This window comes from Candidatus Paceibacterota bacterium, assembly GCA_030583745.1.
Taxonomy (GTDB): domain Bacteria; phylum Patescibacteriota; class Minisyncoccia; order Phycocordibacterales; family BOKC01; genus BOKC01.
The window spans coordinates 337241-361930 of the sequence record CP129473.1 but is presented as its reverse complement, the minus strand read 5'-3'; the positions used below and the strand labels follow the sequence as shown (position 1 = coordinate 361930).

Here is a 24690-nt window from a genome sequence, read left to right as displayed (position 1 = left end):
TAAAATAAACAATATGGAGAGAGCTGTAGAAAATCAAAAATCTTTGGAAATTCCTTCTCTGGTCCTTTTATTTTCGGTTATTTTACTGCCAATATCTTTTGCACCTCTTAATATCGTGCCGCTTTTTTTTGTCAAAGCCCTGGTCCTGTCTTTAGGTGTTGCTTTTTCTGCACTAGCGCTTCTTGTCTATTTAATGAGAAATAAGGTTAAACTTGTCATACCTTTTCATCCGATTTTTATCATCCCAATATTCTCTCTCGCGGTTTTTTTATTCTCTTCGCTCTTTAGTGCGCATTTTTCTCTTTCTTTTTCCGGTTACGGTTTTGAGTCCGGAACTTTTATTTTTATTTTTCTCTTTTGGTCTGTATTTTTTCTATCCTTCTTCTTTTTTAGAGACAGAAAAAAAATACCGCAAGTAATTTTTTCTGTTCTTTTGGTTTGTCTTTTGTTGTTTATTTATCAGATTCTTCTTCTTATCCCAGGCCTTGAATTTCTTGGCTTTAAGACTTTTAGTCAAAAAACATCAACCCCGGTTGGTAATTGGAATGAGATCGGATTTTTTGCCGGCCTATCGGTCATTATCTCTTTGGTGCTTCTAGAGACAATCCTTAAAAATCTTCACGGTCTTGGTAGTAAATTGGCTATAGCCACACTTTTTATCGGTCTCTTGTTTATTTTTTTGATAAATATATCGATTGTTTGGCTTTTGACCACGTTTTTTGTAATCCTTTTCTTAGTTTTTTATTTTTTCAAATCTCCCGTAAGCGATAAAAAATCAGCAACAACTTTAGTTGATGGGGTGACAAAGGAGAGGTTTTTATCTAAAAAAAGCGTTTCCAAGATTTCAATTTTAGCTCTATTTTTTATCGCCCTGCTTTTTTTGATTGGCGGTTTTGTTGGACAGAATGTCCAGACGTCTTTGGGAATCAATTATCTTGACGTAAAGCCGTCCTGGAGTTCCACCAAGGAAGTTTTTTTACATACGCTCCGCTCTGATTTTAAAAGTTTTTTGCTGGGTTCCGGTCCAAACAGTTTTCTTTTTCAGTGGCGACAATGGAAACCGTCTGAAGTAAATCTGACTGCTTTTTGGAATGCTGAATTTCATAACGGTGTCGGACTTTTGCCGACTTTTGCCGTTACCACTGGCTCTCTTGGTCTTTTGACTTGGATGTCTTTCCTATTTTTATTTTTTTGGCTAGGCGTGAAGAAAGTTTGGAACAACAAGGAAGACTGGCTCTCTGTAACTTTGTTTTTCGCGAGCGGTTTTTTGTGGCTTTCTGCAATTTTTTATCCTGTAGGACCGGCCTTATTTATAATGACTGCTTTTTTTTCTGGTTTGTTTCTGACTTCAATTTTTAAAGATGAGATTCCAAAATCTTTCTGTCTTGACCTGTCTTCTTCTGCTGGACGAAAAAACAAGTCAATCAGTTTGATCATCTTGTCGATATTTGCCGCTCTTGCTTTGGCAACTGCAGTTTTAGTAATTCAAAAAACCCTCGCCGCTTCCAATTTTCAAAAAGGAGTCTTGGAGCTGTCTTCAGGTAAAATCGCACAATCCGGTGTTTTGCTTGAAAGATCGGTTAAAATTTCTGGGAATGATATTTTCCGTCGGCATCTCTCCGAATTTTTTATTTTAGAAGCTTCACAGATGGCGCAAGAAGTTAGTAATCCGACCGATAAGGATGTAGAGCATTTTCGCCGACTGATTGACTCGGCTCGCAATAATGCCGAACTCTCGGTAATCTACAACAGGAAAAATTTTGAAAATTGGATTAATCTGGCCGGCTTTTATGAATTTCTGGCTTCTTTTGATGCTGATAACTCTTCGGAACATTACGAAAACGCGCGCCTCTCGTACCAGAGTGCCATAGTCTTTGACCGACAGAATCCATTTTTGGATTTGATGCTAGCTCGCTTGAATATTTCTCTTGGCGCCTTGGAAGAAGCTGAAAATTATGTTTCAAGTGCTTTGGATAAAAAGCCAAATTATAGCGAAGCGATTTTTCTGCTTTCTAGAATTAAGGCGGCACGTGGCGACTTAGACGACGCGATAGTGTCTGTTTCGGAAGCTATAGGTTTTTCACCCCAAGAACCTTCTGGTTATTTCCAGCTTGGGCTTTTAAATTATCAAAACAATAATTTTGAGAATGCCAAAGAAGCTCTTAATGTTGCGATTTCGCTTGAACCTCAATACGCAAATGCCCGATATTTTCTTGGTCTAAGCTTGGCTCAACTTGGAGACACGGCTAAAGCCCTGGAACACTTCAGGATTCTTGAACAGAGTTTTCCTTCAAACGAAGAGATTAAGTTTATTATCTCCAATTTACAAGAAGGAAACGAGCCCTTTGAAACCAACTCCGAAGAATTTTCTGTAGCGCCTCCAGAAGAACGGGACGGCCTGCCAATTCAAGAATAAAATGGTAAAAGGTATTTGGGATTTTATTCATAGGGAATCAAACGGCCTTCATCAGGCCGCTTATTTGCTTGGTTTTTTTGCTCTGCTTTCTCAAATTCTCGGTTTATTGAGGGACCGACTTTTGGCTCACAACTTTGGTGCCGGCCTTGAACTTGATTTGTATTATGCCGCCTTTAGAATTCCTGACTTTCTTTTTGTTTCCGTCGCTTCGCTAGTTTCTGTTTCTATTTTAATTCCGGTTTTGGTTGAGAAGTTAGAAAAAAAAGAAGAAAGCCGGAAGTTTTTAGACAGCGTCTTCACTTTCTTTTTTCTAGCAATAATTTTAATTTGTTCTGCGGTCTTTTTTCTAGCTCCGAAGATTTTAGGCAAGATTTTTCCCGGGTTTGCCGGAGACGAACTTCACGATCTTTTATTGTTGACTAGAATTCTTCTTTTGTCTCCGATTTTTCTCGGTTTCTCAAATCTTTTAGCGAGTATCGTGCAGGTCCATCGGAGGTTTTTGCTTTACGCTCTAAGTCCGATTGTTTATAACCTCGGAATTATTCTGGGAATTTTTGTCTTTGTTCCGTCGTGGGGGGTGGTTGGAGTCGCTTTTGGCGTTATTATTGGCGCATTTGGACACCTTGCGATTCAAATACCCTTTGTCATAAAGATTGGGCTGTTGCCAAAGCCGACTTATTTTTGGCTGTGGCCAGACCTGAAAAGAGTCATAATTCTTTCAGCGCCGAGGACTTTTGCTCTAAGTGTCAATCATTTGGCTTTGCTTTTTCTTTTTTCTTTCGCTTCACTTTTGGCTTTTGGTTCAATCGCAATTTTCAACTTGTCTCTCAATTTGCAGTCGGTCCCACTTTCAATTATCGGAGTTAGTTATTCTCTGGCCGCCTTTCCGACCTTGGCGCGGTTTTTCGCTAACGGTGAACGGCTGAAGTTTGTCGACCAGATTACTACTGCCGCTAAACACATAATTTTCTGGTCAATGCCGATTGCGGTTTTATTTATTGTTCTTCGGGCTCAAATTGTCAGAACTCTCTTTGGCACTGGCGAATTCAGTTGGTCGGATACCAGATTAACCGCCGCCGCTTTGGCTATATTTTCTGTCTCGGTTGTATCCCAGGGATTGAACCTTCTTTTTACTCGAGGGTATTATGCTGCTGGTATGACAAAAAAACCCTTAATTTTAAATTCCATTTCGGCTGTAACGATTGTTGTCTCAAGTTTTGGGTTGATAAAGCTTTTTCAAAATGTTGAAATTTTCCGTTTTTTCATTGAGTCTCTATTTAGAGTCGGCGGTCTTGAAGGTGTCGTTGTTTTGATGTTACCTCTTGGCTTTTCTTTGGGAATGCTTTTGAACAGCTTAATGTTTTGGATTTTGTTTAAGTCTGATTTTGGTCAGTCCACTAACAAAATTTCTAGAGTTTTTTTCCAAAGTTTCTCTGCGTCTATCATTGCGGGCTTTGCCGCTTATCTTGGCCTGCAGTTTCTTGCGCCGATTTTAGACCAAAACACTCTGCTTGGGATTTTTTCTCAAGGATTTTTCGCTGGACTTTTGGGGATCATCTGCGGTATTTTGATTCTGCTCGTTCTCAATAATAAGGAGATTAAGGAAATCTGGGCGAATTTTCACAAGCGGTTTTGGGGCACAAAGGTTATCCGTTCGGATTCAGAAATCACATAACCTTCTCTTAAATTAAAAATGAACAACAGCAACATAAGAAATTTTTGTATTATTGCTCATATTGATCATGGAAAGTCCACTTTGGCCGACCGGTTTTTGGAATTTACCAATACGGTTGAAAAAAGGAAAATGAAAGAGCAGGTTTTAGACGCCATGGAGCTTGAGCGCGAACGGGGGATTACAATTAAGATGACCCCAGTGCGAATGCACTATACCCTAGACGCCAAACCCTATACCCTAAACCTTATTGATACCCCCGGCCATATTGATTTTGCCTATGAAGTTTCGCGAGCACTTAAAGCGGTTGAGGGCGCGATTCTTTTAGTGGATGCAACACAAGGGGTGCAAGCCCAGACACTTACAACCCTTGATATGGCGCAATCCTTGGGGCTAAAGATAATTCCGGCAGTCAGCAAAATAGATTCTCCGCTTGCCAGAATTTCTGAAGTCAAAAAGGAAATCACCACTCTTTTGAAATGTGTAGAAGAAGAAATCTTAGAAGTTTCCGGAAAGACCGGTGAGGGCGTGGAAAATCTACTTAATTCAATTGTTGAAAAAATACCTCCTCCGAAAGTAGAAGGGGGAAACAATTTTCGCGCTTTAATTTTTGATTTTCAGTATTCCAGCCACAAGGGTGTAGTGGTTTATGTGCGGGTTGTTGGTGGGGAAGTCAAGAAGGGTGACCAACTTAATTTTAAAGTATCCGGTAAAAACTTTTCAGCTTTGGAGGTCGGCATTTTTTCCCCAGAGGAAAGACCAAAAGATTTTTTGAGAGCCGGTGAAATCGGTTATGTCGTGACAGGTATAAAAGAGCCGGGTGTGGCTTCGGTTGGCGACACAGTTGTTTTTGTTGGCGACAATTTGCCCCCCTTACCGGGTTACCAAAAACCCCAGCCGGTAGTTTGGTCCTCAATTTATCCGGAAAGCCAGGATGATTTTGATGAACTAAAAAGATCTCTCCAAAAACTGAAACTTTCTGACTCGTCTTTGGATTTTGAAGAAGAATCTTCGGGTGTCCTGGGACGTGGGTTTAGGTGTGGTTTTTTGGGCATGCTTCATCTTGAGATTGCTACTGAACGTGTAAGAAGAGAGTTTGGTCTTAATATTGTTATCGGCTCGCCGACTGTTAAATACCAGATAAAAACTAGAGACGGCGAACAAAAAGAAATTTATTCTCCCTCACTTTTTCCGCCGGAACATTTGATAGACAGGGTTTTGGAACCGTGGGCCGATGTTCAGATTATCGTTCCGTCTGACTTTCTAAATAATTTGATGTCGCTCGTTTTTGAACACGAAGGCCAGATAAAAAATTCGGAGAATTTTGGTGATGACCGAATTTCTTTGAAGATTGAGATGCCTCTTCGGGAATTAATGAGAAATTTTTTTGATAAGGTTAAGAGCCAGACTTCTGGCTTCGCTTCCTTTTCTTATAATCTTAAAGATTTACGCTTGGCTAATATCGTCAAGTTGGAAATTTTAGTGGCCGGCGAGTCGGTGCCGGCTTTCACTAAAATAGTTTCCGAAAGAGCTTTGACGAAAGAAGCCGAGCAGGCCGTTGAAAAACTCTACAAAATTTTGCCGCGCCAGCTTTTTACTCTAAAAATTCAAGCGCAAGCCAAGGGTCGAATAATTTCTTCGAGAGAGGTCTCGGCTTTGAAGAAGAATGTAACTGGCCACCTCTATGGTGGGGACATAACTCGTAAACGCAAACTTTGGGAGAAGCAGAAAAAAGGAAAAAAGAAGCTCCAATCAATGGGCAAGGTTAACATTCCGCAGGAAATTTTCTTAAAAATGTTGAAAGAGTAATTTTACTTCTCTTTCGTTTAAAACGGCATAGGTGTAAAGAAAGCAACCATGCTTATGATGATGAGCACGCCCAAAACAATACTCAAAATTCTGACAATCTTTTTTGTTTTTCTATGGAATAACATATCTTGTTATAATACTAATTAATGCTTAATTTTCAAGCCCAAAAGAGGAAAAGACGGAGCTTTAAGACCCAGATTCTGATTATTTTATCAATTTTTCTGATAGTGATTCTAGCCAAGCCGACTTGGAACATGCTTAATAAATATTTTTCAGCGCGCGAGCAATTATTAGAAGCCGAACGGCAGTTGGAAGAATTGAAGGAAAGAGAAGCGTTTTTGAACTCTGCTATTGAAGAAATTCAGAGCACGGTCGGACAGGAGAAAGAAATTGTTAGAAAGTTTGATTTCGTTAGAGAGGGCGAGAGTTTGGCGGTTATCGTTGAGCCCGAAATCCAAGTTGTTGAAGAGGTGTCAGATGTCGGGTTTTTCAAGAAATACTTCGGTTGGTTTTTTGGTTCTAGAGACTAATCCAGTCATTTTTTCTTGCTCGAGTTTTGGAGTCGGAATAGTATGGTGTTGGTGTTGCGAGTATGGTCTAGTGGTATGACGTGACCTTCCCAAGGTTAAGACGGGAGTTCGATTCTCCCTACTCGCATCGAACGTAGTGAGATAGTGTAGAGCGGGCAAACTGCTTTGCCCGCGTGGGGAATCGAAAGGCGGAGCCATCCTGAGCGAGCGGAGCGAGTCGAAGGAGGCGAGCCCGGGCAGGAGCCACTTATGCCCCGCCTTTTGGCGGGGAATTAGTGAGCTGGCGCCGATTCTCCCTACTCGCATCGATATAGATTCTATATTCGCAGTTTTTTGTTGGCAGAAAATTTCATTATGTTAAAATAGCAAAACTTATTATTAATTTAATGATTTATTTTTATGAAAGAAGTCTTTGTTTACTCAACCCCAACCTGTCATTTTTGTCACGCCGCCAAGGAATTTTTCAAGGCAAACAATGTGCCTTTTACTGATTATAATGTTGCCGAGGATATGGAGAAGAGAAAAGAGATGGTAGAAAAATCCGGACAAATGGGCGTGCCGGTAATTTTTATCGGCGAAGAAATGATAATCGGCTTTGACGAAGGCAAGATTAAAAATATGTTGGGAATTTAAGGAACCGACATTTTGAAAAACAAAAACCTTGAGCTTCAAGGTTTTTGTTTTTTATGGTAACTTGGAACAGTTAGTGTTCTTGGTTTGTGTTTGCTTATTGACCTTTTAACCCCTCGTAGCTCAATGGATAGAGCAATCCCGTCCTAAGGGAGAGATATGGGTTCGATTCCTGTCGAGGGGATGCTTTAATTTCATGTTGATTTAAATTGTTTTTATGATAATATGAAAATATAAAGCGTCTTTGGCGTGGGATTATAAAGTTAATTTTAATGCTTATGAATAAAACTATTGTTGTTCTGGTTGTTGTAGTTCTCATTCTCATTGTGGGCTACCTATTATTAACACAAACTGTTTCAACTCCATCTGAATTAGAAACCGAAGAAATGGCCGAAGGTATTGCTGAAGAGGGAATGCCAGTTGAGGAAAGCGATACTGAAGAAATGTTGGCCGAGGAAGTCAGGGTTATTTCAATGCGCTCCGGTGGGTTTTTCTTTGAACCGAATGTTTTTAATTTAAAATTGGGTCAACCGGTCCGTCTTGAGATCACAAGTCAGGGCACTCACACCTTTACCTTGGACGAGTGGAATATTAACGTTGCTTTGGAAGAAGGTAAAGTCAATGTTATTGAGTTTACTCCAGACACAGCCGGGACTTTTGAATTCTATTGTGCTGTGCCGGGACATCGTGAATCTGGTCAGGTTGGCATGATCATCGTTGAATAGTTTTCTTTTCCGAAATAAAGAAAAAGAGTTTTGGCGTCTCGGCCGAAAGGCCGAGGCGCCTCTCTCTTGTGTTAATTTTCGCGCTATTGCATTAAAAACCTTGAAAATCAGCTAATTTTTCTATATTCTGTAGAAGCTAGCGTGCTAAACCCTTCCGCTGGCTGGTGGAGCCTAAACCCTAGTCGCTAGTTAATATTGCCGGGTCGTCTAATGGTAGGACAACGGACTTTGGATCCGTTTATCTTGGTTCGAGTCCAAGCCCGGCAGTTTGTAGCGTAGCGCAAGACTGACGGGCGTAGGGCGAGAACGGGAAAGGGGTCTTTGCATTTTTCTCAAAATTTTATAGAATTTGTTCTTCAGGTAGGTCCTCTTTTACAAAACTCAATGTCAATTTTTTCTTCGACTTTTTCTCCCACACTTAAGCATTTGGAAATGCGACTCCCTACCACTTGTGAGATACTATGGACACTGTAATATCATAAAATTATGCAAAGTTTTAAAATACTATTCATATTTATTTTTGGCCTGATTGTCGGCTTTGTGTTGTCTTTAACTTTTTTAAATTTAGATTTAGGCGATCGAGTAGCACAACCGGCGGAAGGAGGACTTGAAACCAGCTTAATGGTGGATTCTGGAGAGAGAATAATTGTTTGTCGTACAACTTTGGAAGAATCTAAAAATACTGTCTTCGATCTTTTGGAAATATGTGCTGAGTCAGAAAATTTTGAGATAGATTATAAAACCTATGAGGGGTTGGGTGTTTTGGTGAATAGTATCGCCGGATCTCCCTCAACTGAAAGCCGATTTTGGCAATATTGGGTTAATAATGAATATGCCGAAGTATCAGCAGACAATTTTAATTTAGAAGATGAGGATGTCGTGCTTTGGAAACTAACCTCGTATTAGATTTTGGTGTCGCTTTGACGTAATAACGTAACAATGAATTGAGATCGTAATTTACTGTCTAACCCCCAATAGGGTTAAATGGACAAAATTCAGAATAAATTCATGAGCAAAAAGTATTTAAAAATTTTTATATTTTTTTCCGCAATAATTATTTTTTCGGTAGTTTTAAGATTTTTACCTCATCCGCCGAATTTTACTTCCGTAGGCGCTCTGGCTTTAATATCCGGACTGGTTTTTAAAAGCAGATTGGCTGTTTTAATTGCGCCGGCCGTATTGTTTTTAAGCGATATTTTTATCGGATTTTACGATTGGCGAGTCATGATTTCGGTTTATCTCGGTTTTGTTTTGTATTTTGGAGTTTCTAAAATTTTAGGCGGAGGAAAGGAGCGATTTTTCTTGGGGCCGCTTGCCGGTGCTTCAATTTTCTTTATTTTGACCAACTTTGCTGTCTGGGCTTTTTCGCCAATGTATCCGCAAACCTTGGAAGGTTTAATAACAGCTTATATTTTAGCTTTGCCGTTTTTTAAAAATATGATTTTGGCTGACCTCGCATTCTTCACTGTTTTTTCCGGGGCTTTATATTTAATTTTAAATTTTTCAGATTTTAAAGCGAAGATTTTCGGTCTGTTACATTTTTTGAAAAAGAATAAGGTGAGTGCATCATTTTAAACCAATAGATTTGTAATGAACCGAGAGAAAACAGTCTATTTAATCCGACACGCCCAAAGTGCTGACAATGTCTCTGCGGTGTTTCAATCTCCCGAGTCGCTTTTAAGTAGTTTGGGAGAAAAGCAGGCAAAAATTATTGCCGGGCGGATTTCTAAACTTGATTTTGAATTACTTGTTTCAAGCCCATTTCAAAGAGCAAGGCAGACAGCTGAGGAGATAAAAATTAACACAGGCAAGGAGATTGAGTTTTCAGATTTGTTTATAGAAAGAAAAAAACCGACAAGTATAAATGGCAAACCATATGAAGACAAAACAGCTAGAATAATTTGGAGAGATTGGGAGAAGAGCTTGTACACCTCTGGGGTGAGAGTGGAAGACGGAGAGAATTTTGATGATTTAATTGTTCGTGCCGACAGAGCTCTAGAATTTCTATCTAATCGGAAAGAAAATCCAATTGTTGTCGTTACCCACGGGTATTTTCTGCGAACGATTATTGCAAGGGTTTTGATAGGAAGATTTCTCTCTGGTGAAATTTTCAGAAATTTTCAAAGGTCCGCAGAGATGGAAAATACAGGGCTGACGGTTTTGAAATATCGCGATAGATTTGAGGAAAAACCAGCGTGGCGTTTGTGGATATATAACGATCACGCGCATTTGGCTGACTGATGGATTTTATAGATTTAACTGATAAAATATCATAGATTATGAAAAGTTTTTTCAAAAAACCCGGCGGAATTATTTTTATAGCCGGTGCTTTAATTTTGATTGGTTCTTTATTTTTTCTCTTAAATCGTCAACACGAGACCCTAGATACTGCTACTGTAAAAATAGCGAATTTAAAACAAGAAGTTAGTGTGGTTGGTCGAGTTAAGCCGGCTTTAGCTGTCAATCTTTCTTTTGATTTGTCTGGCAGGATTGCCTCCATTCCGGTTGAAATCGGACAACAAGTCTCTCGCGGAGAAGTGCTAATGCAGTTGGATGTTAGAGATGCAAGTAGGGATGTTAGAAACGCTGAGATAAGTTTAGAAGATGCTTATCTTTCTTTAGAACGTATCAGGCGGGAAGAAACCAGCCGGTTGTCAACTAGGCAATCGGCCGAAGCCGAACTACGCCGATTGTTTGAGGAGGCCTTCGGTTTGTTCAACGTTATCTACGATGAAGTGCCACACAGAATAAGAAATTTGGAGACCGCCTTTGAAAAAAGGTTTAGCGAGACAGAAGGCAATATTGATTATTACAATCAGATTGTTCGGTTTTATTACCCCATGCATTTCCGAACAGAAAAATACGAACCCTCATATCTTACGATTCGACAAAAAATTAATAACAACTTCAATCAGTATAAGCAAATTAGCCGATTTTCTCCGCTACCCGTTCTGGAGGTTTTTTTGGACCAGGCCTATGAGACTATAAATTCAACTGCTGATTTTATTCGGGAATCTAGAGATGTAATCGTGCTTTATAGGCAAATTATTACCGAAGAAAACTTGACCCCAAATAAAATTTCAGTTGCTACAACAGAAACCCAGCGCGATGAAATTTCGGATTTATCCTTAAAACTAGATGAATACACAATCTTACTCTTTTCCATCAGACAGAGAATTAAAGACCAGCAAGAAAAAGTTTTTGGCACCGAACTTGATTTGCGGGCTCAGGAGCTTTCTATCAGAGGGCGACAGAATGATTTGGAAGCCGCTCGCGATCGGTTTGCTGATCATTTTTTAAGAGCGCCTTTTGACGGGGTGGTAACTTCTTTACACAATAGAAATGTTGGAGAATTAATTTCAGCGAATGTTCCGGCGGTTTCTTTAATTTCCGAATCTAATTTTGAAATTGAGGCGAATGTGCCAGAAGCCGACATTGCTAAAATCAAAATTAAAGATCATGCCACTTTGACTCTTGATGCTTACGCCGGCTCGGTGTTTTTTGAGGCGGAAGTTTCAGATATAGACCCGGCAGAAACTATTATAGAGGGTCTTTCAACATATAAAGTAACTTTTCAATTCAAATCAGAAGATTCGCGTATTAAGTCTGGAATGACAGCTGATCTTCTGGTTTTAACAGATAAAAGAGAAAATGTTTTAGTTATTCCACAGAGAGCGGTTTTTAATAAAGATGGCCAGTCAGCTGTGAAGGTAATCAGAGATAACGGCGAAACAAATGAGGTTTTTATCCAAACCGGCTTACGTGGCTCTGATGGTAATGTGGAAGTCTTAAGAGGTCTTAATGAGGGGGATAGGATAGTAATTTCTTTTTGATTTAAATAATTTTTTTGATGAGTTCTTTAATTAAGACTAGTGGGTTGACCAAGATTTTTAATACAGATGGTGTTGAGACCCGTGCTCTTTTTGGTATTGACCTTGAAGTCAAAAGGGGGGAGTTTTTAGCGATTATGGGACCGTCCGGTTCTGGTAAGTCAACCCTGCTTCATATTCTGGGTTTTCTAGATAGTTTTACCACCGGAGAATTTTATTTTGACGGCAAGTCTGTCGGTGGTTTTATGGAAGATGAATTGGCAAAACTAAGAAATAATCAAATTGGTTTTATTTTTCAATCTTTTAATCTTTTGGCACGAGATAGTGTCTTTGAGAATGTTCGTTTACCTCTTTTGTATTCGGAAATTCCAGAAAACCAGTGGAATGAAATTGTCGAAAAGTCCGTAGAATCAGTTGGTCTTTCGCATAGAAGGGATTATCCCACAGCCAAATTATCTGGTGGAGAAAAACAACGTGTTGCAATCGCTAGAGCATTAGTTTGCAATCCGCAGATCATTTTTGCTGACGAGCCGACCGGAAACTTGGATTCAAAATCTGGGCAATTAGTAATGGATATCATCCAAAAACTTTCTACTGAAGATGGTAGAACAGTTATTCTCGTGACTCATGAGACCTACACTTCACAGTATGCTGAGAGAATCATAACTCTCAAAGATGGCAGATTAGAAAGTGACAGGAGGGTTGAAAAACGACACATTGTAGGGGTTGGATTCAAAAAATAAAATGAAGTTTAAGCATCATTTTCAAATTGCTTCTTCAGGGTTGAGATCCCACAAGGTAAGAACCCTTCTTACGATTCTTGGTATTGTTATAGGAATTGCCGCAGTAATTTTGGTAATGTCTGTAAGTCGGGGCGCGGAACGACTGATTCTTTCGCAAATTCAAGGTCTTGGAACAAAAACTATCGCAGTCTTGCCAGGCCGACAACCGACAGGCCCTTCGGATTTTGCCCAAATTTTTAGCGATTCATTGACTGAAAGAGATCTTACCCTCTTGCAACGCAAAGAAAACGTTCCAAACTTAAATAGCATAATGCCCGTGGTTTTTGGTGGCGAATCAGCCTCTTTTGGAAGCGAAACTTATCGATTGACCATTTTTGGCGCGACTGACCTCATCAGTCGGATTTTTGATTTACAGGTGTCAAAGGGGGCATTTTTTACAGATGATGATGTCCGGAGACGGGCAGAAGTAGCGGTGATTGGTTCAGAGGTTAAAGAAAAACTTTTTGGACTGAATGATGCTTTAGGAGAGAGGATTCGCGTTAAAAATAGAAATTTTAGAGTGGTTGGTGTTTTGCCAAAGGTCGGCCAGAAATCTTTTTTTAATTTTGATCAAATGATGATTGTCCCTTACAGCTCCGCTCAGCAGTATATTTTTGGTATTAAATATTTTCATCGGTTTATAATCGAGTCTGATTCTGAAGAAGCGATAGCAAGAACTGTTAGTGATATAAAAACCACATTAAGAAATTCTCACAGTATTACTGATCCAGATAGAGATGATTTTCATGTTGAGACGGCTGAAAATTTGGCCGAGACGATAGGTGCAATTACTCAAGTTTTATCAATACTTTTGGTTTCTATTGCTGCCATCTCGCTTCTTGTTGGTGGCGTTGGAATAATGAATATTATGCTTGTTTCGGTAACGGAACGAACAAGAGAAATCGGATTGAGAAAAGCTGTCGGTGCGACTGAAAAAAACATTCTTAAGCAGTTTTTACTTGAAGCGGTAATCCTGACTTTTATTGGTGGAATTTTAGGTATAATTCTTGGCGTATCAATTTACTTTTTAATATCTTTGGCAATAAGCCGGTTTTTAGGTTTGGACTGGACTTTTTCAATTTCAATTACAGCTATTGTTCTTGGTCTCGGTGTTTCGACATTTATTGGTATTGTCTTCGGACTCTATCCTGCGCGAAAGGCTTCACAAAAAAGTCCGATTGAGGCATTGAGATATGAGTAGAAAACTTTTAGAAATTTGTAAAAATTATTGAAATCAATAACCATACCCAAACAACTTATTTTATGTTAAAATTTTTAGACAAATTAAATAAAAATGAATCCGCAGGAAAAAGAACTTCTAGAAAAGACATTAGAATATACCAGAGAAAATAACAAGATGTTGCGCGCTATGCGCCGATCGATTCGCTTTTCAAGTTTTTTGCGGGTGGCTTACTGGCTGATTATTATCGGCCTTGGTATTGGACTTTATAAATATTTACAACCTTTTCTTGAGGAATTTAAGGATATTTTTAATCAAGTGGTAGAGCTTAAGAATTCCTTTGGAAACTCTGGTTAGTAAAAGGGAATTAAGGTGTGCGATTTTTTTCCTAATTTTTGTATAGTAAGTAAGAAATCAAGCTTGATTCTTATGTAAAGTTAAATTAGTATATTGAGGTTCTGTACAGATTAAATATGCCGAGGTAGCTCAGTTGGTAGAGCGCTTGCCTGAAGAGCAATAGGTCGGCGGTTCGAGCCCGCCCCTCGGCACCAACACAAAACTTTTCGGCTTTTTGGGAGCCATTTATGACCCGCCTTTTGGCGTGGAATTAGTGAGCTGACGCCGAGCCCGCGCCCCTCGGAAATTTGACTTATTTTTTCTGAAGTTTTATACTAATTTAGGAATAATGTTCTATCTGAGTCTGTTTCTAAGTTTATTGTCTCAAACTACCGAGTAATCGGCAAGGAGTAAAAATGGATGGGAACAAAATGGTACTGACTGTCATCAGCGGCGCTGGTATCCAACCTCTTCTGAACTTTCTCCATAACTCGGCTATCGCTTATACGACAATAGAACTCTTTCAACCCAGTAGCTGGATTAGCAGAGAGACCTCAAGATTCCAAGCTGTCTTTGATTCGGTGGATGTGGACAGGGTGGAGGAGTGGCTTTCTGAAAACGGTTATCAATTGACCGATGAAAGTCAGATTACCGTTGATACAAATCTGCTACAACCCGTCGCCGACAATACCAGTGACAAATAAAACGCCCGTGTTGATTTGCGGGCGTTATTTCTTTTTAATTTTTTTATCCGTTCTTTACCTTGAGTCGAGCTTGTCTGTCTTTATCAAGCTTTGGCAACCTAATAATAAGCATTCCGTGTTTTTCAACTGCCTCGGCGGCTTCTATATCAACCTCTTGAGGTAGAAGTATGGTTCTTGAGAAACTTCCCCAGTAAAGCTCTTTATGGAAATAATCATCAGCGGAGACATTTCTTTCCTCCTCTCTTTTCCCACGGATTGTTACCATATCACGCGTGATAGATACATCTAGATCTTCGGATCTGACTCCGGCAACCATGGTCTTGATCACAATTTCATTTTGGTTCTGGAAAACATCAACTGAAAGCTGGCCCTCGCCATCGTCTTCCTCGATTTTCAGTTTCTCCTCTTTTTCTAGAGTTTCTTCTGAATCAAAATCTTTCTCATCTTCTTCAACTCTCACCGCTCCGGTTAAACGCTCAATTAGAGATCTTTTTTTAATCATATTTTTTATTCTTTTAATTTTTCCAGAAAGAAGATTAAGATGATAATCGCGGCCCAGACCAGAGGGAAAGAGAACAGGAGGCCAGCATTACCTTTTATTATAAGAAAATTAAAGTAGCTGTGCAATACGATGGCTGTGGTTAACCCGATTAAAGTAAAAATTATTTTTACTTTCCGGCTTTTGTAGAAGGCCAAACCCATAAAAATTCCGATTGTAGCTGAAGCAACAACGTGAAGTAGACTGGCGCCGATAAATCGGACATTGCCGACAATCGCGCTTGCCACAAACTCTTTGCCAATTGGCGCGCCAAGGTAAGTGCTTATAATAAACAACGAGTTTTCCACTGCGACGAAACCTAAAGCCGCCGTAATCATATAGATTACCGGATCAATCGGTTCATTATTTTCTTTTTTTTGGAGAGCAGTGAAATTGCAAGCTACAAATTTCATAATTTCTTCGATTGCGGCGTTAGCTATAACAGGAAATGAGACGATAAAAATGAGAGACGACAAAAACAGTCCACTTACTATGTCGCTTGAGACCCACTCTAAGGACAATTGAAGTACAAGCGTTGGAATTATGGAGAACATTCCGCCGACAAAAGTCCACACAAGGATTCGCCTCGGTTCAGGATTTTTCCTGTCTTCATGAAGCCAAAACCAAAGCCAGAGCAGAGCCGGGAAAAGCCCTCCAACTATCGAATAGAACAAAAGTCCAGTACTAATTGTCATTTATGTTTATTCTATATTTATTCCCAATTATTTATTCCCAATTTTCCAAAATAAGCATTTTGTCTTCTTCATTTTCATTTATTACAGACCAGATCTCCTCGGTAATGAACGGTGTAAAAGGATGAAGTATTTTTAAAATTTCGGACAAGCATAATGACAAAGTTGCTTTTGTCGTTTCACTTTCTTTTTCTTTTGAATATTCTATAAATTTATCAGCAAATTCTCGCCAGACGAAGTCGTAAATTAGGTGAGTTGCTTCGCCGAATCGAAAACTTTCTATTGATTCGGACACTTCCTTTTTGCAGATTTCAAGCAGTTTTAGTATTTTGAATTCTTCGCTATCTTCTGTTACGTTCGGAATTTGAGATTCATCACTTATTATTTTACCCCCAGTTTTACTAACGACAAAGCGAGAAATGTTCCAGAGTTTATTACAAAACTTTTTACCCATCGCAACATGGTCTTCAGCAAATCGAATATCTTGACCACCGAGCGCTTGATAGACCAGACCGAAACGCAGTGCGTCGGCGCCGTACTTTTCAATCAAATCCAAAGGGTCAATACCGGTCCCGAGAGACTTGCTCATTCTTTTTCCGTCTTTAGTAAGGATTGTGGCATGAATAACCACATCCTTAAACGGCACTTTGCCGGTAAACTCGAGCCCCGAAAAAATCATTCTGGAAATCCAGAGGTGTAAAATATCTCGAGCAGAAGTGATAACTTGGGTTGGGTAGAATTCTTCAAGGTCATTTTTATGGTCCGCCTCCGCTGAAGCTTTGGCGAGACGAGGCCACCCTAAGCTTGCAAAAGGCCAAAGCGCCGAAGAAAACCAAGTGTCAAAAGTATCCTCGCTTCCTTCAATAGGGACTTTGTGTCCCCACCAGATTTGTCGCGAGATACACCAATCTTTTACATTATAAAGCCAGTCAAGGGATACCTTAGACCATTTTTCTGGATGATATCGCACTTCGCCATTCTCGATCGCTTTTATTGCTTTTTCAGCCAAGGGCTTCATTTTTAGAAACCACTGCTTGGAAAGCAGGGGTTCAATCGTTTTGCCACAACGGTAGCATTTGGCGACATTGTGAGTGAAATCTTCTTCTTTTTCAATTAAATTTAAATCTTTTAATTTTGCGATGACCAGCTCTCGAACCTCGCTAAATTTTTTTCCGTTTAATTCTTCGCTAACGTCAATAATTTTTCCAACTTCGTTTATGATTTTAAAATAGGGAAGGGAGTGTCGCTCGGCAACCTCGCTATCAAAAATGTCGTGTGCCGGTGTAATTTTAACCGCACCGGTCCCAAATTCTTTTTCAATTTGGTCGTCAGCGATAATCGGGATTTCTCTTTCGAGAATTGGAAGCAGAACTTTTTTACCGATTAAGTTTTTGTACCTTAGGTCTTCTGGATGGACGGCAATTGCCGCGTCACCGAGCATGGTTTCCGGTCTTGTGGTCGCGACAGTTACAAAACCACTTTGATCAGAAAGCGGATACTTCAAATACCAGAGTTTTGATTTTTCTTCTTCGTATTCAATTTCCAAATCAGAAAGGGCGGTCTGATCTTTGACGCACCAATTTATAACTCGGTCGCCTTGATAAATCAGGCCCTTTTCGTGGTAATGCTTGAAGGCGACCTTCACGGCTTCTTGATAGTTTTCATCCATTGTGAAGCGTATTCGTGACCAATCAAGCGAACAGCCGAGTTTTTTTAATTGACTTGGGATGGTCTCGCCATATTCTTCTTTCCACTCCCAAATCTTTTGGAGGAATTTTTCTTTGCCAAGATCGTGTCGAGTTAAATTTTCTTTTTTTAGAGATTTCTCAACAACATTTTGGGTGGCAATTCCCGCATGATCCATCCCCGGAAGCCAGAGTGTTTTCCGACCTTTCATTCGATAAAAACGAATAAGGATATCAGACTGGACATTTTCAAGAGCGTGGCCAAGATGAAGAGAGCCGGTTATGTTTGGTGGGGCTATAACTATTGAATAGTTCGTATTGGGTAGTTTATGGTCTTCAGAAGGGAGATTGTCAGGGTTAAAAAAACCACTGTTTTCCCACCGTTTATACACTCTGTCTTCAGTGTTTTTTGGTTCGTATGGTTTTAAAAACTTTTCGTTGATTTTTTCCATTTCATTTAAAGATATCATGAATTGTCGTTGGTAGTTAAAATCAGTTTTCATCATCTCTGATTATTTTTCGTATTCCTTTGTTGTTTTTATGCCAGTGAGATTAACAATTTCTATAAAGGACAAAGAGCATTATAAAGGACAAAAATCTATTTTTAATTTAATCCCCAAAAAGCTTTATAGTGAACAAGCCACGGTGACTATAAAGGACATTTATTTTTTATAAAGGACATTTATTAAAAATCCTTATTTTAAGACAAATTTTGGCTTGACTTCTGTGTTTTTTAGTATATTGTTACAACATATCATTACATCTATGAATTCTCAAGAAAAAATTTATTTCTGTCTTAATCCAAAAACCGAAAGGAGGGATAACAAAATTCTTAGATTAGCGATGGCTTTTAGCTTTGTTTTTCTTTTCAGTTTTACTGTTTGGGGTTATTTTGCTTTTACTTCCGAGCCAGCCCAATTATACAGCGCTTCTGCTTATGCCGAGTGCTCTATGGATATAAAAGTGCAAGCTGGGGATACTGTTTTGTGGGATTCTGGCGCTTTTGGTGACCCAAGTATGCAGATTGAATGGAGTGGAACCGATGGGTTGTCCGGAAACACTTTGACTGTTGAGAAAAAATATAATACTGCCGGGACAAAAGAGGGGATGGTAAAAGTTACAGCTACCACAGATGCTAATTGTGATATAAACGCTGAAGTTATAGCAAGCGCTCCTATCGTTAACCTCACCGCCGACCCCGAAGAAATTGACAAAGGAGAGAGCTCAATTCTAACTTGGGAGTCTGAAAATACTGTGTCTTGTACTGGAGTTGGTTTTAACGCTGAAGGTAAAACTTCTGGAAGTACCCCTGTCTCCCCGATAGCAACCACGACTTACAAGGTCATCTGCAAAAACAGCATAGACGAAACAGCTGAAGATACGGCGACTGTGACAGTTCACGAAGACGATGACCCTCTACCGCCCACAGTCAACCTCACAGCTAATCCAGAAAACATCAAGAAAGGAGAGAGCTCTGTTTTAACCTGGCAATCAGAAAACGCGGTATCTTGCACCGGAACAAATTTTAATACCGACAACAAGACTTCCGGCAATGTCACTGTCTCCCCGATAGCAACCACGACTTACAAGGTCATCTGCAAAAACAGCATAGACGAAACAGCTGAAGATACGGCGACTGTGACAGTTCACGAAGACGATGACCCTCTACCGCCCACAGTCAACCTCACAGCTAATCCAGAAAACATCAAGAAAGGAGAGAGCTCTGTTTTAACCTGGCAATCAGAAAACGCGGTATCCTGCACCGGAACAAATTTTAATACCGACAACAAGACTTCCGGCAATGTCACTGTCTCCCCGATAGCAACCACGACTTACAAGGTCATCTGCAAAAACAGCATAGACGAAACAGCTGAAGATACGGCGACTGTGACAGTTCACGAAGACGATGACCCTCTACCGCCCACAGTCAACCTCACAGCTAATCCAGAAAACATCAAGAAAGGAGAGAGCTCTGTTTTAACCTGGCAATCAGAAAACGCGGTATCTTGCACCGGAACAAATTTTAATACCGACAACAAGACTTCCGGCAATGTCACTGTCTCCCCGATAGCAACCACGACTTACAAGGTCATCTGCAAAAACAGCATAGACGAAACAGCTGAAGATACGGCGACTGTGACAGTTTCTGACGATCCACCTCCTCCACCCCCTCCTCCTCCTCCTCCTCCACCTCCACCTCCTCCACCACCATCTGGTGGAAGCAGTAGATCGGGTGGTTTTATTAGAACTGTGCCAGTTCCACAAGTCTTGGGCGAAACTATTGAACAGTGCCAATTTTTCATTGGTCATCTGCATATTGATTGGGACAACGACCCTGCAGAAGTAAGGAAATTACAAGCTTTTTTGAAGTATCTTGAGGGTTTTGTTGATTTGCCCGTGACAGGTTTTTTTGACAGGCAAACTTTTGATGCGGTAGTTATATTTCAAGAAAGATATTTTAATGAAATTCTCTGGCCATGGGGACACGAAGCCGGTACAGGTTTTGTTTACATAACAACCAGTAAAAAAATAAACGAGATAGTTTGCCAGACAAACTATCCTTTGACTATTTCTCAACTTGTTGAAATTGCGGAATTCAGGAATTTTTTGGCGAGCTTAAAATCTACGGGTAGTCTCGGATTTACCGATACAGACTTTGTTCAAACAGATAGATTTTCTGACGGCAGGGAGCCCGGGGAAGGCCTAGAAGTGATTTTGGGAGCTTTGACTGAAGAAGTCATAGAAGATGATGATTCTATAAAGGACATAGATTCTATAAAGGACACGGAGCTTGATTCGAGCTTGCAAAGTCGTTTGAGGGGCTTGGCACTTTCGGCTTTAAGTCTGCCTCAAAACTTAAGCGACGGAGCACGTTGCACGGTATTATTTTTGCTCACCATAATTATTCTACTGCTCATATCACACCTCCTGACGTTAAGGGATTCTATGAATCTAACGATTACGCGCTCACAGATTCTTACCAAGAAATTGGTAATATTTACCGCCGGCTTATCGGTCTTCATATTCGGGTTTATGCTTGTTTCTCTGAACTGTATCGTAGGTCCTCTGTCGATAGTTTTTGTGGTCTTAGCGATTCTATCTATCTGGCGTATTGTGCGTCTGCGCAAAAGCCAAGTTAGTGCTTAAGTCATTAATTATTAAGTCATTAATTAAAAGAGAGGTTACCCTCGGCCTTGATGTTTTTCGGGGTTTTTGATTTTCTTAGTATTTTCAAATATCCGGCAATGGCGATCATCAGAGCGTTGTCGGTGGAAAGTTCAAATTCCGGAATTAAAATTTCAATTTCTTTCCCAAACTTTCTCTCAATTTCTGACCTTATAAATTTGTTGGCAGAGACCCCGCCGGCGACAATCAAGGTTTTTGCTCCTGATTGTTCAATTGCTTTTTTAATTTTTCTTAAAAATATTTCTACTACTGCTAACTCAAATTCTTCGGCGATAAGACTTTTTTCTTCGGTTGTCTTTGCTGGATATTTTTGCAAGTGGTATAAGACAGCAGTCTTTAACCCCGAAAATGAAAAATCCAAATCCGGTGAATTTATCATCGGTCTTGGGAAATTAATAAGATTTTTTATTTTTGGTTTAAGGTTGCGCGCCTGATCCGCAAGTCGAGAGATTTCGGGTCCGCCTGGGTAGGGAAGGTCTAGCATTCTGGCTACCTTATCAAAAACTTCTCCGACCGCATCGTCTCTTGTTTGTCCTAAGATTTTATAATCTCCCCACTCTTTAACTAAGACCAATTCAGTGTGCCCTCCAGATATTAAAAGAGCCACTGCCGGAAATTCTAAGCTCGAATCTCTAATCTCTAATTTTTTTTTGAGTTTTGAGTTTGTTTCGGATTTAGAGTTTCCTCGGTTTTGCAACGGCAAAACCGAGGCGATGTGTCCCTCCATATGATTTACCGGCACCACTGGAATCCGCTTGGTGGTTGACCAAACTTCTGACAAAGCTTTAGCAAAATTTATTCCGACCCAAAGCGCTGGCTCTAGCCCCGGCCCGTAAGTAACGGCAATTTTGTCAATCGCCGGCTTTTTGATGGTCGGTATAAATTCTAAAAACTGTTCTAATAATTCTGGCTCTCTTTTTAGGATTTGTTTAATTTTCTGTAATTTGGAGTTTGTGATTTGTCTGTAATTTGGAGTTTGTGATTTATGTTTTCCGAAACCTTGTTCCAATACTTTCTGAAGTACTGGAACAAGATTTCGGCTGTGTTCTCTTTTTGCAAGACTAGGGAAGACCCCGCCGTATTTGGCATGTAATTTTGCTTGAGAGAGGGTAATGTTTGAGAGCACCTTGAACTGATGGTTTTTTATGTTACCTTTGGCTTCAACGATACTAATCGCGGTCTCATCACAAGACGTTTCGATGGAGAGTATTTTCATAATTTAGTGCGCGCTCAAGGGATTGAACCTTGGACCTTCTCGACGTCAACGAGACGCTCTACCACTGAGCTAAGCGCGCCTTTACAATGACCCCGACGGGATTTGAACCCGTGTTTTCAGGATGAAAGCCTGATGTCCTAGACCGGGCTAGACGACGGGGCCGTCATGAGACCAACAAAAATTATACACACAGAAAAGGCAAGGGAGATAATAGCATTTTTTGCTAAAAAAGCAAAAAAAGTATAAATTAAACCTACCCGCCTGTCGGCAGGGAAGGTCTTTGGAGGGTTGGCTGAGTGGTCTAAAGCGCCGCACTCGAAATGCGGTTGGGGCTTGTCCCCTCACAGGTTCAAATCCTGTACCCTCCGTTTTTATAATAAATTTTTCTAAATTCCTCGGGCCTTCATTGCTTCAACGATCCTTTTGACCGACAACAAATAAGCAGCTTTTCTTAAAGAAAGTTTTTTCTCTTTAGAAATTTGATAAATTTCATCGAAAGATTTGACCATAATATTTTTTAATTCGGAACGGACTTTTTCTTTGGCCCAATAAAAGTTTTGTAAGCCCTGCACCCACTCAAAATAGCTGACCGTAACACCGCCGGCATTTGCCAGAATATCAGGAATCACTAAGATTTTTTTCTTTTCAAGAATTTTATCAGCTTCAGTGGTTGTCGGACCGTTGGCGAGTTCAAGTATAATCTTGGCTTTAATTTTATTGGCATTTTTGGCGTTTATTTGATTATCTAGCGCCGCCGGAATCAAGATGTCGCAGTCGGCTTCCAGAAGCTTTTCGTTTGAGACTAGTTCAACTTGGTCTTTTGCTAATTTATTTTTATCGCATTTCTCCCCATCACAATACAAGTCTTTTATTGGTTTTCCGGAATTTTTTATTTTTTCTATTTTGTTGAGGTCAAGATTTGTGTGGCTTAATATCCCACCACGACTGTCTGAAACGCCGATTATTTTGTGGCCGGACTCAGAAAGTAATTTGGCGGCTTGCGAGCCGGCATTACCAAAACCCTGAATTACTATCTTTAATCCAGATCTTTTATTTGGCCAAATCTTTTTTATCAATTCTTCTAAAACAAAAACTCCACCTTGGGCTGTTGCGCTGTCTCGCCCCAAGCTTCCACCGAGGATTATGGGCTTTCCGGTAAAAGCTGCTGGCTCACTTTTGTCTTTGATTCTTTCAAATTCGTCTAGCATATAGCCCATAATTTCGGCATTAGTATAGACATCCGGTGCCGGAATGTCTTTTGTTGCTCCTATATGTTTATACATTTCTCTAACCCATTTTCTGGAAATCTCTTCAATATTTTTTTTACTGAATTTTTTTGGTTCGAAAGCTGCTCCGCCCTTTGCTCCGCCAAACGGGATGCCAACCGCGGCACACTTAAGAGCCATCAAAGCCGAAAGTGTCTTGACCTCGTTTAAGTCAGCTTCCGGATGAAATCTGATGCCGCCTTTATACGGACCCCTAGCGTTGTTCCATTGGACTCGGTAAGCAAGAATCTTTTTTTGACCGGAAGATGATTTTATAGAAATATTTTTCTTGATAATTTTGTCCGGTGTTGTCAGTTTTTCAAAATATTTTTTTTCTAAATTTAAAAGAGACGATATCTCGCTCATTCGCTCCAAATAATTTTTGAAAGGATTGTTTTTCATATCCATAAATTTTAACTTGGCGGGGGATAAAAAGTTAGTTGTTCTTGATGTGTTTTTGTGCTATAATTTAAAAGTATGGTAGATAATAAGGGTAATAAACATAATATCGGTAATTGGATTAAGATTTCCATCGCAGTTTTGGTCTTTTTAATTGTCTTCTCTTTCTTTGCGTCAGTGTCTCATAGACTGGTGGTTTTTAAAAGCGGTTTTTTGGCTGAAATCCTGCCAAGAGTTTTAGTTGATTTAACTAACAACAATAGACAGGTCAATCGCGTGGGACTTTTGGAATTAAATCCAACTCTTGAAACGGTTGCCCAGCTTAAGGCCGATGATATGGCAAGTCGCGGTTATTTTGCTCACAACAGTCCTGATGGTTTAACACCTTGGTATTGGTTTGGCCAAGTAGGATACGATTTTCTTTATGCCGGCGAAAATTTAGCTGTCCACTTTTCAGATTCAGGTGACGTTGTTAGGGCTTGGATGGATTCACCGGGTCATAGAGCAAATATTTTGAATGATAAATTTAGCGAAATAGGTATTGCCACGTCCAGAGGTTTTTACCAAGGCAGAGAGACGGTTTTTGTGGTGCAGATGTTTGGCCATCCGAAAAGTCAGAGATTGATTACTCCGCCAGTTTTGGCCTTAGCTGATTCTGAAGGTTCGGAAAATATTGTCTTAGAGCCATCAAGTGAAGTCCAGTCGGCAGTAGTGGAAGAAAAACCGTTGGAAATTTTCACTGAAGAGCGGGTAGGTCAAAGCTTTGTTGCTGTTCAGTCTCCAGAAGTCGGCGACGCCGAAATTGGCGAAGAGGTTATAAATTCAGAACAGATTGTTCGGTCTGAATTGTCAGCTGATTATTCAAAAACTTGGGAAAAATTGTTATCTAGTCCGACCTTAATTTTGACCGTGATCTATATCGTTTTAGGAGCAATTGTCTTTTTCTTTGTAATTCTTGCCCTGCTTATTGAAATTCATAAGCATCATTGGAAGCACGTTGTTTATGGACTTTTGCTTTTGGCGCTGATACTAACCCTGTATTTAGCTTATAAATTTTCGCTAAATAGTGTGGAGGTTTTGAGTTTGTTGTCTTGA

Annotated in this window: 21 protein-coding genes and 7 tRNA genes; 21 read left to right on the top strand and 7 right to left on the bottom strand. The window is 39.9% G+C overall.

Annotated elements, in window-relative coordinates:
• The first annotated feature begins 13 nt into the window (after positions 1-13).
• The 18 genes from QY304_01935 to QY304_01850 all read left to right on the top strand — a co-directional run bounded on the left by QY304_01935 (position 14) and on the right by QY304_01850 (position 14614).
• Complete coding sequence (locus QY304_01935; GenBank protein ID WKZ26149.1) at positions 14-2416, top strand: tetratricopeptide repeat protein; 2403 nt, start codon at positions 14-16, stop codon at positions 2414-2416.
• 1 nt (position 2417) lies between these two features.
• A complete protein-coding gene (locus QY304_01930; GenBank protein WKZ26148.1) occupies positions 2418-4091 on the top strand; it encodes a lipid II flippase MurJ in 1674 nt (557 codons plus the stop codon).
• Positions 4092-4109: 18 nt separating this feature from the next.
• Positions 4110-5897 (top strand): translation elongation factor 4, encoded by a 1788-nt coding sequence (gene lepA / locus QY304_01925; GenBank protein WKZ26147.1) that lies wholly within the window; start codon positions 4110-4112, stop codon positions 5895-5897.
• A 146-nt stretch (positions 5898-6043) separates the two neighbouring features.
• Positions 6044-6427 carry a hypothetical protein gene (locus QY304_01920; protein ID WKZ26146.1) on the top strand — a complete coding sequence of 128 codons (384 nt, stop codon included), beginning with the start codon at positions 6044-6046 and terminating at the stop codon, positions 6425-6427.
• 56 nt (positions 6428-6483) lie between these two features.
• Positions 6484-6554: transfer RNA gene (locus tag QY304_01915), tRNA-Gly, on the top strand.
• Positions 6555-6826: 272 nt separating this feature from the next.
• Complete coding sequence (locus QY304_01910) at positions 6827-7060, top strand: glutaredoxin domain-containing protein (GenBank protein WKZ26145.1); 234 nt, start codon at positions 6827-6829, stop codon at positions 7058-7060.
• Between the two features lie 109 nt (positions 7061-7169).
• Positions 7170-7241 (top strand) — tRNA-Arg (locus tag QY304_01905).
• A gap of 94 nt (positions 7242-7335) precedes the next feature.
• Positions 7336-7782: a cupredoxin domain-containing protein gene (locus tag QY304_01900; GenBank protein ID WKZ26144.1), complete on the top strand. Its 447-nt coding sequence runs from the start codon at positions 7336-7338 to the stop codon at positions 7780-7782.
• A 196-nt stretch (positions 7783-7978) separates the two neighbouring features.
• A tRNA-Gln gene (locus QY304_01895) sits at positions 7979-8049 on the top strand.
• A 219-nt stretch (positions 8050-8268) separates the two neighbouring features.
• On the top strand, positions 8269-8688 hold the full coding sequence (locus QY304_01890; GenBank protein WKZ26143.1) for a DUF4430 domain-containing protein: 420 nt from the start codon (positions 8269-8271) through the stop codon (positions 8686-8688).
• A 102-nt stretch (positions 8689-8790) separates the two neighbouring features.
• A complete protein-coding gene (locus QY304_01885; GenBank protein WKZ26142.1) occupies positions 8791-9357 on the top strand; it encodes a hypothetical protein in 567 nt (188 codons plus the stop codon).
• Positions 9358-9372: 15 nt separating this feature from the next.
• Positions 9373-10023, top strand: a complete 651-nt coding sequence (locus QY304_01880) for a histidine phosphatase family protein (GenBank protein WKZ26141.1) — start codon at positions 9373-9375, stop codon at positions 10021-10023.
• A gap of 38 nt (positions 10024-10061) precedes the next feature.
• The gene (locus QY304_01875) at positions 10062-11615 is read left to right on the top strand and encodes an efflux RND transporter periplasmic adaptor subunit (protein WKZ26140.1); all 1554 of its coding nucleotides are present in this window, start codon (positions 10062-10064) and stop codon (positions 11613-11615) included.
• Positions 11616-11632: 17 nt separating this feature from the next.
• Entirely contained in the window at positions 11633-12355 is a 723-nt protein-coding gene (locus QY304_01870) for an ABC transporter ATP-binding protein (protein WKZ26139.1), read from the top strand.
• 1 nt (position 12356) lies between these two features.
• Positions 12357-13595, top strand: coding sequence for an ABC transporter permease (locus QY304_01865; GenBank protein ID WKZ26138.1), 1239 nt, complete (start codon positions 12357-12359; stop codon positions 13593-13595).
• A gap of 93 nt (positions 13596-13688) precedes the next feature.
• Positions 13689-13931, top strand: a complete 243-nt coding sequence (locus tag QY304_01860) for a hypothetical protein (GenBank protein WKZ26137.1) — start codon at positions 13689-13691, stop codon at positions 13929-13931.
• A 118-nt stretch (positions 13932-14049) separates the two neighbouring features.
• Positions 14050-14125, top strand: a tRNA-Phe gene (locus QY304_01855).
• A gap of 216 nt (positions 14126-14341) precedes the next feature.
• Positions 14342-14614, top strand: coding sequence for a hypothetical protein (locus QY304_01850; GenBank protein WKZ26136.1), 273 nt, complete (start codon positions 14342-14344; stop codon positions 14612-14614).
• Between the two features lie 43 nt (positions 14615-14657).
• Here the strand turns inward: QY304_01850 and QY304_01845 are convergent, their stop codons facing one another.
• From QY304_01845 to QY304_01835, 3 genes are read right to left on the bottom strand one after another with little or no spacing between them, the layout of a single operon-like run.
• A complete protein-coding gene (locus QY304_01845) occupies positions 14658-15116 on the bottom strand; it encodes an Hsp20/alpha crystallin family protein (GenBank protein WKZ26135.1) in 459 nt (152 codons plus the stop codon).
• A 5-nt stretch (positions 15117-15121) separates the two neighbouring features.
• Positions 15122-15847 carry a PrsW family glutamic-type intramembrane protease gene (locus tag QY304_01840; protein ID WKZ26134.1) on the bottom strand — a complete coding sequence of 242 codons (726 nt, stop codon included), beginning with the start codon at positions 15845-15847 and terminating at the stop codon, positions 15122-15124.
• A gap of 31 nt (positions 15848-15878) precedes the next feature.
• On the bottom strand, positions 15879-17981 hold the full coding sequence (locus QY304_01835) for a valine--tRNA ligase (protein WKZ26816.1): 2103 nt from the start codon (positions 17979-17981) through the stop codon (positions 15879-15881).
• A gap of 313 nt (positions 17982-18294) precedes the next feature.
• Here QY304_01835 and QY304_01830 point away from each other — a divergent pair, with 313 nt between their 5' ends.
• Positions 18295-20676, top strand: coding sequence for a hypothetical protein (locus tag QY304_01830; GenBank protein WKZ26815.1), 2382 nt, complete (start codon positions 18295-18297; stop codon positions 20674-20676).
• A gap of 19 nt (positions 20677-20695) precedes the next feature.
• Here the strand turns inward: QY304_01830 and tsaD are convergent, their stop codons facing one another.
• From tsaD to QY304_01815, 3 genes are all read right to left on the bottom strand, one after another.
• Complete coding sequence (gene tsaD / locus QY304_01825) at positions 20696-21931, bottom strand: tRNA (adenosine(37)-N6)-threonylcarbamoyltransferase complex transferase subunit TsaD (GenBank protein ID WKZ26814.1); 1236 nt, start codon at positions 21929-21931, stop codon at positions 20696-20698.
• A 7-nt stretch (positions 21932-21938) separates the two neighbouring features.
• Positions 21939-22010: transfer RNA gene (locus tag QY304_01820), tRNA-Val, on the bottom strand.
• Positions 22011-22018: 8 nt separating this feature from the next.
• Positions 22019-22093 (bottom strand) — tRNA-Glu (locus QY304_01815).
• 120 nt (positions 22094-22213) lie between these two features.
• On the opposite strand from QY304_01815, the gene QY304_01810 reads away from it, so the two are divergent.
• A tRNA-Ser gene (locus QY304_01810) sits at positions 22214-22299 on the top strand.
• A gap of 18 nt (positions 22300-22317) precedes the next feature.
• Here QY304_01810 and QY304_01805 read toward each other — a convergent pair.
• A complete protein-coding gene (locus QY304_01805) occupies positions 22318-23598 on the bottom strand; it encodes a Glu/Leu/Phe/Val dehydrogenase (GenBank protein ID WKZ26813.1) in 1281 nt (426 codons plus the stop codon).
• Between the two features lie 75 nt (positions 23599-23673).
• On the opposite strand from QY304_01805, the gene QY304_01800 reads away from it, so the two are divergent.
• A complete protein-coding gene (locus QY304_01800) occupies positions 23674-24690 on the top strand; it encodes a CAP domain-containing protein (protein ID WKZ26812.1) in 1017 nt (338 codons plus the stop codon).

Bases quoted from the DNA above. Each gene is read 5' to 3' on its own strand.
- QY304_01935 (WKZ26149.1), top strand. From the start codon at position 14: ATGGAGAGAGCTGTAGAAAATCAAAAATCTTTGGAAATTCCTTCTCTG.
- QY304_01930 (WKZ26148.1), top strand. From the start codon at position 2,418: ATGGTAAAAGGTATTTGGGATTTTATTCATAGGGAATCAAACGGCCTT.
- lepA (WKZ26147.1), top strand. From the start codon at position 4,110: ATGAACAACAGCAACATAAGAAATTTTTGTATTATTGCTCATATTGAT.
- QY304_01920 (WKZ26146.1), top strand. From the start codon at position 6,044: ATGCTTAATTTTCAAGCCCAAAAGAGGAAAAGACGGAGCTTTAAGACC.
- QY304_01910 (WKZ26145.1), top strand. From the start codon at position 6,827: ATGAAAGAAGTCTTTGTTTACTCAACCCCAACCTGTCATTTTTGTCAC.
- QY304_01900 (WKZ26144.1), top strand. From the start codon at position 7,336: ATGAATAAAACTATTGTTGTTCTGGTTGTTGTAGTTCTCATTCTCATT.
- QY304_01890 (WKZ26143.1), top strand. From the start codon at position 8,269: ATGCAAAGTTTTAAAATACTATTCATATTTATTTTTGGCCTGATTGTC.
- QY304_01885 (WKZ26142.1), top strand. From the start codon at position 8,791: ATGAGCAAAAAGTATTTAAAAATTTTTATATTTTTTTCCGCAATAATT.
- QY304_01880 (WKZ26141.1), top strand. From the start codon at position 9,373: ATGAACCGAGAGAAAACAGTCTATTTAATCCGACACGCCCAAAGTGCT.
- QY304_01875 (WKZ26140.1), top strand. From the start codon at position 10,062: ATGAAAAGTTTTTTCAAAAAACCCGGCGGAATTATTTTTATAGCCGGT.
- QY304_01870 (WKZ26139.1), top strand. From the start codon at position 11,633: ATGAGTTCTTTAATTAAGACTAGTGGGTTGACCAAGATTTTTAATACA.
- QY304_01865 (WKZ26138.1), top strand. From the start codon at position 12,357: ATGAAGTTTAAGCATCATTTTCAAATTGCTTCTTCAGGGTTGAGATCC.
- QY304_01860 (WKZ26137.1), top strand. From the start codon at position 13,689: ATGAATCCGCAGGAAAAAGAACTTCTAGAAAAGACATTAGAATATACC.
- QY304_01850 (WKZ26136.1), top strand. From the start codon at position 14,342: ATGGTACTGACTGTCATCAGCGGCGCTGGTATCCAACCTCTTCTGAAC.
- QY304_01845 (WKZ26135.1), bottom strand. From the start codon at position 15,116: ATGATTAAAAAAAGATCTCTAATTGAGCGTTTAACCGGAGCGGTGAGA.
- QY304_01840 (WKZ26134.1), bottom strand. From the start codon at position 15,847: ATGACAATTAGTACTGGACTTTTGTTCTATTCGATAGTTGGAGGGCTT.
- QY304_01835 (WKZ26816.1), bottom strand. From the start codon at position 17,981: ATGGAAAAAATCAACGAAAAGTTTTTAAAACCATACGAACCAAAAAAC.
- QY304_01830 (WKZ26815.1), top strand. From the start codon at position 18,295: ATGAATTCTCAAGAAAAAATTTATTTCTGTCTTAATCCAAAAACCGAA.
- tsaD (WKZ26814.1), bottom strand. From the start codon at position 21,931: ATGAAAATACTCTCCATCGAAACGTCTTGTGATGAGACCGCGATTAGT.
- QY304_01805 (WKZ26813.1), bottom strand. From the start codon at position 23,598: ATGAAAAACAATCCTTTCAAAAATTATTTGGAGCGAATGAGCGAGATA.
- QY304_01800 (WKZ26812.1), top strand. From the start codon at position 23,674: ATGGTAGATAATAAGGGTAATAAACATAATATCGGTAATTGGATTAAG.